Origin of the sequence: Exiguobacterium sp. TNDT2, from assembly GCF_003331145.1 — a bacterium.
Classification (GTDB): Bacteria; Bacillota; Bacilli; order Exiguobacteriales; family Exiguobacteriaceae; genus Exiguobacterium.
Genome location: NZ_QLVE01000027.1, coordinates 1 through 12,218 on the forward strand (window position 1 = coordinate 1; position 12,218 = coordinate 12,218).

Consider the following 12,218-nt stretch of genomic DNA (forward strand, 5'->3'; position numbering starts at 1 on the left):
CGGTTTTCAAGACCGTTCCCTTAAACCACTTGGGTACACCTCCAAAGCTCGTATACAATTGGTGAGCAATCATCTCGCTCGACATGATTTATAGTATCAACTTGGCAAGCAGATGTCAAACCCTTTTGTGAAAAAACATTAAAAAAAACCAAAAAAAATTCCCGTCTGAAATATACGTTTCAGACGGGTTTGTTTGTTCATTACTGAGGCATTTCAATTTTCTCGACGCCGCCCATATATGGACGTAGTACTTCTGGGATGACGACTGAACCGTCTGCCTGTTGGAAGTTCTCTAAAATCGCAGCGACGGTCCGGCCGACAGCGAGGCCAGATCCGTTAAGTGTGTGAACGAATTCTGGTTTCGCGTTCGCTTCGCGACGGAAACGGATTCCGGCCCGGCGCGCTTGGAAATCTTCAAAGTTCGAACAAGATGAGATTTCACGATACATCCCTTGCGCCGGCATCCACACTTCGATGTCATATTTCTTCGCAGCCGTGAAGCCGAGGTCTGCCGTACACATGCTGAGCACTTGATATGGGAGACCGAGACGCTTAAGCACTTCTTCAGCGTGGCCCGTCAACAGTTCGAGTTGTTCATAAGACTCTTCAGGTTTCACAAACCGGACGAGCTCGACTTTGTTGAACTGATGCTGACGAATGAGCCCACGCGTGTCGCGTCCGGCTGATCCCGCTTCTGAACGGAAACAAGCGCTATACGCCGTGTACGTGATTGGAAGCTGGTCTTCCGTCATAATCTCGTCACGGTGCATATTCGTCACCGGGACTTCTGCCGTCGGTACGAGGAAGTAGTTCGTGTCCGCCACTTTGAATGCGTCTTCTTCGAACTTAGGAAGTTGACCCGTCCCCGTCATCGCGTCTCGATTGACCATGTAAGGTGGGAGCACTTCAGAATAACCATGTTCATCGGCGTGCATATCCATCATGAAGTTGATAAGGGCACGTTCGAGACGGGCGCCGAGACCTTTATAAAAGACAAATCGGCTGCCGGTCACTTTACCCGCTCGTTCCACATCGACGATTTTCAAGTCTTCCATGACGTCCCAATGCTGTTTAAGTTCAAATTCGAACGTCGGTTTTGTTCCGACTTCACGGATGGTGACGTTATCATCTTCCGTTTCGCCAATCGGCGTTGATTCGTGCGGGATGTTCGGGATGCTGAGGAGAATCAAGTTCAACTCGGCCTCGACTTCACGCAACTCTTCATCGAGCAATTTGATTTCATCCCCGAGACGGCGCGTCTCGAGAATCGGTCCATCCGCATCTTGCTTATTGCGTTTCAATTCCGCAATTTGCTTCGTCGCTTCATTTCGTTTCGCTTTCTTCACTTCGACCTCATTAATCAAGTTGCGGCGTTTCTCTTCTAGCTCCGGGAAACGATCGAGCGCACTCAAATCCTCGCCGCGATGAGCCAGCTTCGTTTTAATCTCTTCAAAATCTGTTCGTAATCGTTTAATGTCTAACATTTGTTATTCCTCCTTTTTTCACATAAAAAGGTGGCACGCCCCTTTCCCGTAGGAAAGGGACGAACCACCTTGGATCCGCGTTGCCACCCTCGTTGCCCGAAATCGGGCCACTCGATGCACGTAACGTGTGCGTAACGTGACTTGTTTCCAAGCCAATGCTCCGAGGCCGATTCGGTTACATCATCCCACTAGTTTGCACCAACCACTAGCTCTCTGTCAGTAGATGACCGTAACGTACTTTTCCTCATCATTGCATCTGTCATTGAATTAGTTTTACTTTACAACATCTCAACTCTATCGACAAGACTCAGTTTTCCGAGCACGAGTCGAATCTCATCTAAAAAATCCGAGAAGGCGCGCGTCATGCGTGTCAAAAACGAAGCCATCTCGACTGGTTCGGCCGCGACGAGCGTACCTTTAGGTGGAAGTTCACCATCTAAATACCGGACGCTTCCGGAAGGTTCAATGGTGACGGTCCCGACCTGTTGATCAACCGCAATCGGTGCTTTCGTATCCGGAAGGTCATATGTCGGTTCAGGTACGGCCTGTCCTTTCTCGACGAGTACTTCAAAGGCTGACGTCGTGCGCACTTTCGCTGTCTCGACTGTACCTTCGGCGACATGGAGTGTCGCCGGGACGATTTCACCGGTTCGTAAAATTGGAGTTAAGACGAAATCGCCGTAGGCGTAGTCATGAAGCGCCTTTGTCGCAGTGTAGCGTCCTTGATCGGTTCCCGCTCCGAGAACGACCGACAGCACGGTACGTCCATCTCGCGTCGATACTCCAACGAAACAGTAACCTGCGTCATCAGTCGTACCCGTCTTAAAGCCGAGCATGCCCGGATACGCCAAATCTCGACCGGCGAGCATCCGATTCGTCGCTTCGAAGCGGACGCCGTCGATATCAACATACGCTTGTTTCGTCACATCGAGCACTTCCGGGAACTTCGTCAAGTATGCCAAAGCGAGCATCATCAAATCATTGGCCGATGTCAAATTCTCCCCTGGACGTCCCGCTGACACAGAGTCAAGTCCCGATGCATTGGCGAACGTCGTTTGGGTCATGCCAAGTTCGGTCGCCCGTTCGTTCATTTTCTTCACGAATACCCCTTCCGAACCAGAGACGGCCTCGGCCAATGTGACCGCTGCCTCGTTCGCGGAACGAATCAACGCCACGTCGTATAGCTCTTTCACCGTGTACGGTTTATTGACGAGCGGAATCCGAGCCAATCCTGGTTTTCGGGTCAGCGCCAACGCCTTGTCGCTCGGGGTCACTTCTTGGTTCCAACTGAGGTTACCCGCTTCGATGGCTTCCCGGACAAGAAAAGCGGTCATCAGCTTAGTGATTGATGCCGGAGGGAGCATCGCGTCCTCTTCTTGTGAGAACAGGATTTGTCCCGTCGTCATGTCCACGAGCATCGCGCCGGTCGCATCAACTTTAGGTGCCGCCGATGCATCCGCCGGCACGATCATATTTAAAAGGATTGCCCAAACGAGCATCCATCCGATCCATCTTTGTCTCACGGTCTTGCCCCTTTCTATACGTATCTCGTTACAGTGTAGCAAAAAAACACATGAAAAAGGCTCCCTATTTGCTAGAGAGCCTTTCAATCAGGCGAGTTGTCGCTTAGTCGCTTCAACCATGTCCAAGAAATAGCGGTGCATCGACAAGTCATCTGTCAATTCCGGATGGAACGAGCAGGCCATATACTTGTCATACCGAACCGCGACAATCGCTTCCTCGACCTCGGCGAGCACCTCGACGCTCGCTTCGACCGATGCAACTTGTGGTGCTCGGATGAACACTGCTTCGACAGCGTCATCGATTCCTTTGACCGCTAAATCGACTTCAAAACTATCGACTTGTCGTCCGAACGCGTTCCGTTTGACCGTCATCGGGATTTTACGAAGGTGCGCATCATATCCTTCGACTTCGGTCGCGAGCAAAATCAAACCAGCGCACGTCCCGAACATCGGCAATTCCGTGTTCTCACGTAACGGCTCGAGCAACTCGTACCGATCGAGTAAGCGACGCATCGTCGTGCTCTCCCCACCCGGCAAGACGAGTCCATCGATGCGGTTCAAGTCATCGATCGAGCGGACAACGAGCGTATTCGCACCAAGTGCTTCGAGCATATGGACGTGTTCGCGAATCGCACCTTGCATTCCGAGTACACCAATCGTAGTCATCTTACCAACCTCGCGGTGCCATGAGTTCTTCTTGTTTGAGCGTGCGGACGTCGAGCCCTTTCATCGCTTCGCCGAGTCCTTTCGACAAGTGCGCGATGCGCTCATAGTCATCATGGTATGTCGTTGCTTCAACGATGGCACGGGCAAATTTCTCAGGGTTCTCCGCTTTAAAGATTCCTGATCCGACAAAGACGCCGTCCGCTCCGAGGTGCATCATGAGTGCCGCATCGGCTGGTGTCGCAATTCCGCCTGCTGCGAAGTTGACGACCGGGAGGCGACCTGCTTCACGGATTTGCATGAGTACTTCAAACGGGGCACCAAGGTCACGCGCTTCTGTCATCACTTCGTCGATGCTCATCGAGAGCAAGCGTTTCACTTGGGCTTGAACGGTACGCATGTGACGAACCGCTTCGACGATATTGCCGGTTCCCGGCTCACCTTTCGTCCGAATCATCGCTGCACCTTCCCCGATGCGGCGTGATGCTTCACCGAGGTCACGCGCGCCACAGACGAATGGTGCTTTGTAGTCACGTTTGTAGAGATGGAACTCTTCGTCAGCAGGCGTCAACACTTCGCTCTCGTCAATGAAATCAACCCCCATTGATTCAAGGACACGTGCTTCAGCGATGTGACCGATGCGGCACTTCGCCATGACCGGTACCGATACTGCACCCATAACGTCTTCGATGATTGTCGGGTCGGCCATACGCGCAACGCCGCCCATTTTGCGAATATCTGAAGGTACGCGCTCGAGTGCCATGACGGCAACTGCACCTGCTGCCTCAGCAATTTTTGCTTGTTCTGCGTTGATGACGTCCATGATGACACCACCTTTTTGCATCTCGGCCATACCACGTTTTACTTTGTCTGTCCCTACTTGTCTCTTTTCCAAATGGATCCCCTCCAATAAGCTAGTCTACTTGCAAGTATAAATTGATTTGACTATATTAAAAGTGCCAGTTTTATATTTTTTAAAGTGGTCAGTTCAAACAAAGGACTTCATTTCTCGATTCTCGAATGTTGTAAAGATTAAAGGAGATGATGGAATGGATCAATGGAACAGTCGTGACGAAGCGCATGAGCGCAGTTTTTTTGGAAAAACGGGAATGGTCCCGCTCCTCCTCGTCATTGGATTCGTACTTTATTTTTTCTTTGGCTGACTAGAAAGGATACATCATGGATATGCTCACGTTCTCGCTCGAGGTTGACTCGAGCGTCCCGTTATACGAACAACTCTATCTACACATTCGACAAGCCATCGTCGATGACACCCTCACCACCGGGACAAAACTTCCGTCCAAACGTAAGTTAGGCGAATTTTTAGATGTATCACAAACGACAGTCGAACTGGCTTATGCCCAGCTGCTCGCGGAAGGATACATCGAGTCGTTGCCACGCAAAGGCTTCTACGTGTTGCCGCAAGAAGAACTGTACGTCCGGCGCGGCAGTAGCGTCATCGAACCGCTCCCGGTGAAAAAAACATATGAGTTCGACTTGTATCCGAGTCAAATCGACACGACCGCTTTCCCATTCGAACGTTGGCGCCGGCACTTAAAACAAGTCGTCTCGGAAGAACATCACGATTTGTTGTCACTTGGCTCTGTCCAAGGCGATTTCGTTCTTCGCCAAGAGATTGCGACCTATCTCTACCATTCGCGCGGTGTGCATTGTTCTCCCGAACAAATCGTTGTCGGATCGGGAACCGAGCAGCTGTTGCCCCAATTGTTAGAACTGTTGCCGGATACCACGACGTTTGGCATTGAGGATCCGGGGTATCCGCTCACCCGCCAACTGTTCGCCCATCAACGACGGACGTTCATTCCAATTCCTGTCGATGAGAGTGGCGTCCGTGTCGATATGGTGGAGCAAGCATCCATTGATGCCCTCTATGTGACACCGGCCCATCAATTCCCGACCGGAACGATTTTATCGGTCAGCCGCCGTCAACGTCTGCTCAACTGGGCATCAGAGCGGCAAACATATGTGATTGAAGACGATTATGACAGCGAATTCCGTTATAGCGGTAAGCCCATCCCGTCCTTGCAAAGCATGGATCAAAACGAGCGGGTCGTCTATTTGAGCACGTTCTCGAAATCGCTAATGCCTTCGTTGCGAATCGGTTATATGGTACTCCCGCCTCCGCTGTTGAATCGCTACCGGGAACGTTATCGTCACTTCACATGCAGCGTGCCCCGCTTCGAGCAACACACGTTGGCCGAATTTATGGCGACCGGTGATTTTGAGAAACATCTGAACCGGATGCGTAAAACATATCGACGTAAACTTGAAATCATCATCGCCGCTTTCAAACCGTATGAACCGATCGTCTCCATCACAGGGGCAAGCGCGGGCCTTCATGTTGTGCTATCTGTCCAAACGACAAAGTCGAACGAAGAATTAAAACGTCTGGCCGAAGCCGCGAATATTCGAATCAATGCGATGACCGATTATCGCATCAACTCAAGCGATACGGTCCCACAGCTTTTATTCGGGTTTGCCGCCTTATCTGAAGAAGTATTACCCGCTGCCGTCAGTGCACTCATGTCGTGTTGGAACATTGAGAAAGGAAGAGATTGATGAAACGGTCACGCTATTTCCTCGGTGGTCTCCTCTTATTAATCGGTACACTCCTGTTATCCGAATCGTGGTGGAAAGATCAACTCGCGACGTGGAATAGTCAACAAGTGACCGCCGAGATTCAACCGAGACAGCCCAAAACCGGCGAATTTGAGTTTTCAAACGTCGAACCGTTATCCTGGGAACAACTATTGACTGTGCGCAATCGGTTTCACGAACTACCGACCATGGGTCTCATTTCCATTCCAGATGTTAACCTTGAACTGCCCATTTTATATGGTCTCGATAACGAGAACTTGGCTGTCGGTGCCGGAACGATGGATCCGTCCCAGCACATGGGGACTGGAAACTATGCACTTGCCGGCCACTATACGCAAAGCCCGACCGCACTGTTCGGTCCGCTTCACATCATCGACGTCGGCATGTCCATCTACTTGACCGACATGACACATACGTTCGAATACGAGGTCATTTCGCTTGAGACCGTTCCCCCGACACGGGTCGACGTGCTCGACCCGACAACAGAACCGACGATTACACTCGTCACGTGTACGTTCGATGCGACGGAACGGTTGATTGTGAAAGGACTCCTCGTGAAGCAAACGCCTCTCTAACCGATAGGCGTTTTTATTATTTTTCAAAAAACATATTGTTAACGCTTACATATTCAGCTAAACTATTCCTGAAACCGTTTGCACAATTTTAACAATCCGTTGCCCTGTAGACGACACATTCCATGAAAGAGGTGCTTTATGAAGAAGAAAGCGGCACGACAGACGACCACGTTACTTTTATCATCCGTTCTCCTGATCCAAGCCGGCGTCCCGATGAACGCTTTGGCTGAACCTGCCACAATCTCAATTGATGGCTTAAAAACAGATTGGACGAACACGCCAGCGCTCGCCACATCCCCACAGGCGGGTTGGCAAGGATTCGATTTAGGAGACGTCTATCTGCAGAACGATGCACGTAACCTTTACTTTTATGTGGATGCGAACAACGTCCCGAACTGGGGCGACAATGGTCAGTACATAAATATCGCCCTCCAAATCAATGAACAAGATTCAGGCGTAGCGACAAACCCGCTTGGCTATCCGTTCAACTTTAGCCAAACCGATAAAAAACCACAGTATCATATTTTACTTCGCGTCGATGGCGATACATCAGTAAAAGAAGCCGTTCTGTATGAAGCAGGTAAATCCACACCACTCGCAAACTTAAGCAACTTGAACGGCGCCTCGTTTGCTATTGACCGCACGAAAGGCTTTGAAGGAAAAATTCCATTGTCTCTGCTTGGCCTAAGCAATGAGGATACCGTTCGGGTTCTCACCGTACTCAGCGGGAATAACGCGACCGAGCATGGTGCGTTCGACACGATTCCAAGCAATTCGGCCAATAAAGTCGCCGATAGTTGGAACGTTTCGGCGACTCCGTCGACACAATCGGTATATAGTCCCGCCTTCACGTTGAGCGGTGTCGAGACGGTCAGTCAACTCGAAGTGACAGCAGTCACACCGACCAATCAATCGGAACAAGTGGACATCAAATCCCCAATCACTTGGATGTTCAATGAGCCTGTATCGTTAGACGCTTCGAACATCAGCTTGATGAATGGTGAGACGGCTGTACCGTTCACGGCTGAAGCGAGTGGATCGACAGTGACCGTCACACCAACCGAGGCACTCGGTTTGAATCAAACGTATACCGCGACCCTACCGGCGGATGCCGTGAAAGGCAACCTGTCGAACACGACGTTGCCGGCATTGACGACGTCTTTTAAAACCATCACTGAAATCGCCGATCCATGGAAAACACAACGCTACATCGAGATGTTGTACGTCCGGGCCGATAACGATTACACGGGCTGGAACTTATGGACGTGGAGCACGGGTGCCAAAGATGGTCAAGTTGACCCGTATAAAATCACCGAAGACGGCGCCATCTTCCGAATCCCAGTCGGCAAAGATGCGACCAATGTCGGTTTTGTCATCCGTAAAGGCACGGATTGGGCCGTGAAAGATGGTTACGGAGAGGACCGCTATGTGAAACTCGGGAGCGACCGGGTGACGAAAGTTGTCGTCGAGAGCGGCAAAGGGACATTCCACCAAGTACCGACGATTCAAGGACCGGTTTTAGAAAACGGTGCTGTCACATTCTTCTACCGTGACAAAGCGTTGTACGAAGCAGGACAACTCGATGAAATCGACAGTGTCGCGTTAAAAGTCAATGGCACGACGTATCCGATGACGTATGAAGCAAAAAATGAATGGTTCCGTCATACGGTCAAATTACCGGAAGGGAAACATGATTATACGTTCCTTGTCACAAAAGACGGCGTCACGACTGAAGTAAAAGACCCTTACTTTGAAGCGTCGAGCGTTGAATATCGTCGTCCAAACGTCAAATTGACCGCTTCTGTTTCTCCAAAAGCGATTAGTTCTCGAGAAAATGCGGTCGTCCAGGTGAAGCCGACGTTGCCAAAAGGTGTCCAATTACGAGAAATGTACATCGATGCCCGTCCACTCGGTGGACCGGCCAAGCTAGCGGTCGACCCGGCACTGAACAAACAGACGATTGCAGTGAAAGATACTGTCAAACCAGGCAATAAGTATTTGACGATTACGGCGATTGACCAATACGGAAACGTTCATAACACGAAAACATCGTTGACAGTCCGACCGGTCTCGATGAAAGACAAGCAAGAGTTCGATTGGGATGAGGCACGGATTTACTTCATGCTGACCGATCGCTTCTATGACGGGGATAAAACGAATAACAACCCGAATGGTGAATACTACGACCAAGACCATCTTGAGTCGTATCACGGCGGCGACTTTGCCGGCGTCACGAAGAAACTCGACTATTTGGACAAGTTAGGTATCAATACAATTTGGATTACCCCGATCGTCGACAACATCGACTGGGATCTTCGTTATGGTAAAGACGGCTCACAATACGGCTACCACGGCTATTGGGCGAAAAACTTTGAAAAACTCGATGAGCATCTTGGGGACATGAAGGCGTTCCATCGTCTCATCGACGAAGCAAACGCACGAGGCATCAAGATTATGGTCGACGTCGTCCTGAACCACCCTGGCTACGGCATGGAACCAGGAGCTGTCGATACGGGTGCGACAAACTTCCCGACAAATCAGGAACGTAAAGCGTTCGAGGGGATGATTCGTTCGAACCCGGTCGATGGGGATGACTTGAAAATGTCACTCTCTGGGCTGCCAGACTTTAAAACAGAGGAAGCAGCTGTTCGTGAACAACTCGTCAAATGGCAGACAGATTGGATTAAACGCTCGAAGACGAAAAAAGGTAACACCATCGACTACTTCCGCGTTGATACAGTCAAACACGTCGATTCGACAACATGGAAGTCGTTCAAAAACGAGTTAACGGCACTTAAACCAGACTTCAAGATGATTGGCGAACATTACGGCGCGAGTGTAAACAACACGGGCGGTTACTTACAGAGCGGCCAAATGGATTCGCTACTCGACTTTGACTTCAAATACCAAGCTGAGCGGTTCATCAACGGGAATATTGATGACGTCGAGAGTGCGCTACAATACCGCAACACACAACTCTCGAATGAAGCGACGCTCGGACAGTTCCTCAGTAGCCATGACGAAGACGGCTTCCTCGTATCACGTGCCGGCGGAGATGAAGGGAAACACATGGTCGCCGCATCGCTTCAAATGACAGCGAAAGGCCAACCTGTCATCTACTATGGCGAAGAGGTCGGACAGTCCGGGAAACACGCTATGGATATGGATAAAGGCGAGTTCAATGAAAACCGTTATGACTTCGACTGGAAGCGAGTCAAAGGAGAAGGTAAGGCAATGCATACGCATTACCAGAAACTACTCAATATTCGTGCTGACTATTCGAAAGTGTTTAGCAAAGGAACACGGGCCGTTATTGCGGGTGGATCTGCGAAGGGATATTCTGTGTTTGAGCGAAAATACGGCAAAGATTCGGTCCTCGTTGCTTTGAACACGACAGAAGCAAAACGAACGATTACGTTCCAAACCAAACTCAAGCACAACACGAAACTCGTCGACCGCTACAGTGGTCGTCAGTATATGGTCAAACGTGATGGGAAAGTCACAATCAGCTTGCCTGCTCAAGACGATGGTGGTACCGTCATCCTTGTTAAAAAATGATAGCAGAAAGCCGTTGTCTCTATGTAGAGGCAACGGCTTTTGGTTTAGCGTGAATAGTTTGGCGCTTCTTTAGTGATGTGGACATCATGTGGATGGCTTTCTTGCAAACCAGCCCCTGTCATGCGGATAAACTGCGTATCTTCGCGTAATGCACAGATGTCAGCTGCCCCACAATAACCCATTCCTGAGCGAAGGCCACCGATGAGTTGATACACCGTATCTGCCAACTCGCCGCGATAAGCGACACGACCTTCAATACCTTCCGGCACAAATTTCTTGTCCGCTTCTTGGAAGTAGCGATCTTGGCTTCCACGTTTCATCGAGGCTTCAGAACCCATTCCACGATATGTTTTGAACTGACGTCCTTGGTAGATTTCCATCTCACCTGGACTCTCTTTCACACCAGCGAGAAGACTACCAAGCATAACGGCATGAGCTCCAGCTGCAATAGCTTTCACAATATCACCAGAGTACTTGATTCCGCCATCAGCGATGACTGTGACACCATGTTCTCTAGCTTCTGTGACACAATCGTATACCGCTGTGATTTGTGGAACGCCGACACCTGCTACGACTCGTGTCGTACAGATTGACCCTGGGCCAATCCCGACTTTGATGACCGATGCACCGGCTTCAATCAAAGCCCGTGTTGCTTCGGCTGTCGCGACATTCCCTGCAATAATTGGGAGTGTCGGGAACATGTCACGTAACTCTTTTACTTTCTCAATGACGCCTGCTGAATGCCCGTGAGCTGTGTCTACCACTAGAGCATCGACACCAGCATCGACAAGGATTTGAGCACGCGATGCGGCATCTTTCGTGACACCGACGGCGGCTGCAACGAGTAAGCGACCTTGTTTGTCTTTTGCTGCGTGCGGGAACTGTTCGACTTTCTCAATATCTTTTGTCGTAATGAGACCTTTTAACACACCTGAATCATCAACGAGCGGTAATTTTTCAATCCGATGTTGATGAAGAATGCGTTCTGCTTCTTCAAGGGACGTCCCTACTTTTGCGGTGACGAGGTTTTCCGTTGTCATGACATCCGCAATCACTGTCGAGTAATCTTTAATGAAGCGAAGGTCGCGGTTTGTTAAAATCCCAATCAATTTGCGTTCTGTTTCCGAATTAACGATTGGAACACCTGAGATACGATATTTACTCATCAAGTACTCTGCATCGTACACTTGTCGCTCAGGCGTCAAATAGAATGGGTTCGTGATGACGCCGTTCTCCGAGCGTTTAACGCGATCGACGTGTTCTGCCTGCATCTCCATCGACATGTTTTTATGAATGACTCCTAGACCACCTTGGCGTGCCATGGCGATGGCCATCGGTGCTTCTGTGACCGTATCCATACCTGCACTGATGATTGGTACGTTCAACTCTAGACCTTCACAAAGTTTAGTGCTCAAACTCACATCTCTTGGCAAGACATTTGAAAAGCGCGGTACGAGTAACACGTCATCAAACGTTAATCCTTCTTTTACAAACTTGTTTTCCCACATAAAAATCGATTGCCCCTTTCCCTATCGGACTCGAATCTTTGTTTCGAAATATTTCTGTAATGGTAACAGGTATAGCCCGAAAGTGCAATTCAATTCACGATGTTCAGAAAGTTCAGAATTGTATTCGTTCTATTTGTTTTCCACTGATAACGTTCGGAAATAGATTATATATATTGCAAAGGAATCCATATTCATAATAAAATTTGTAAAAAAAAGACGACCGAGCGGATGCTCGATCGTCTTTCGCGTTGGCCTGGCAACGTCCTATCCTCGCAGGGGGAGACCCCC

General features: G+C 49.8%; 8 protein-coding genes and 1 other annotated feature. Of the genes, 3 read left to right on the forward strand and 5 right to left on the reverse strand.

Annotated features, from left to right (window positions below; genetic code table 11):
- Window positions 1–200: 200 nt before the first annotated feature.
- The 4 genes from serS to pdxS all read right to left on the reverse strand — a co-directional run bounded on the left by serS (window position 201) and on the right by pdxS (window position 4,565).
- Window positions 201–1,484 (reverse strand): serine--tRNA ligase, encoded by a 1,284-nt coding sequence (gene serS / locus DPV68_RS12405; RefSeq protein ID WP_114167119.1) that lies wholly within the window; start codon window positions 1,482–1,484, stop codon window positions 201–203.
- Window positions 1,485–1,536: 52 nt separating this feature from the next.
- Window positions 1,537–1,744: a binding site (T-box leader), on the reverse strand.
- 18 nt (window positions 1,745–1,762) lie between these two features.
- Window positions 1,763–3,007 (reverse strand): D-alanyl-D-alanine carboxypeptidase family protein, encoded by a 1,245-nt coding sequence (locus DPV68_RS12410; RefSeq protein WP_232819640.1) that lies wholly within the window; start codon window positions 3,005–3,007, stop codon window positions 1,763–1,765.
- An 87-nt stretch (window positions 3,008–3,094) separates the two neighbouring features.
- Complete coding sequence (pdxT, locus tag DPV68_RS12415) at window positions 3,095–3,673, reverse strand: pyridoxal 5'-phosphate synthase glutaminase subunit PdxT (protein WP_114167120.1); 579 nt, start codon at window positions 3,671–3,673, stop codon at window positions 3,095–3,097.
- 1 nt (window position 3,674) lies between these two features.
- Window positions 3,675–4,565, reverse strand: coding sequence for a pyridoxal 5'-phosphate synthase lyase subunit PdxS (gene pdxS / locus DPV68_RS12420; protein WP_021066746.1), 891 nt, complete (start codon window positions 4,563–4,565; stop codon window positions 3,675–3,677).
- A gap of 284 nt (window positions 4,566–4,849) precedes the next feature.
- On the opposite strand from pdxS, the gene pdxR reads away from it, so the two are divergent.
- The 3 genes from pdxR to DPV68_RS12435 all read left to right on the forward strand — a co-directional run bounded on the left by pdxR (window position 4,850) and on the right by DPV68_RS12435 (window position 10,422).
- Entirely contained in the window at window positions 4,850–6,250 is a 1,401-nt protein-coding gene (pdxR, locus tag DPV68_RS12425; RefSeq protein WP_114167121.1) for a MocR-like pyridoxine biosynthesis transcription factor PdxR, read from the forward strand.
- Window positions 6,250–6,864: a class A sortase gene (locus tag DPV68_RS12430; protein ID WP_114167122.1), complete on the forward strand. Its 615-nt coding sequence runs from the start codon at window positions 6,250–6,252 to the stop codon at window positions 6,862–6,864. Before pdxR ends, DPV68_RS12430 begins: the two co-directional genes overlap by 1 nt.
- Before the next feature lie 138 nt (window positions 6,865–7,002).
- Window positions 7,003–10,422 carry an alpha-amylase family glycosyl hydrolase gene (locus DPV68_RS12435; protein WP_114167123.1) on the forward strand — a complete coding sequence of 1,140 codons (3,420 nt, stop codon included), beginning with the start codon at window positions 7,003–7,005 and terminating at the stop codon, window positions 10,420–10,422.
- Window positions 10,423–10,466: 44 nt separating this feature from the next.
- On the opposite strand, the gene guaB is transcribed toward DPV68_RS12435, so the two are convergent.
- On the reverse strand, window positions 10,467–11,930 hold the full coding sequence (gene guaB / locus DPV68_RS12440; protein ID WP_114167124.1) for an IMP dehydrogenase: 1,464 nt from the start codon (window positions 11,928–11,930) through the stop codon (window positions 10,467–10,469).
- Window positions 11,931–12,218 lie beyond the last annotated feature (288 nt).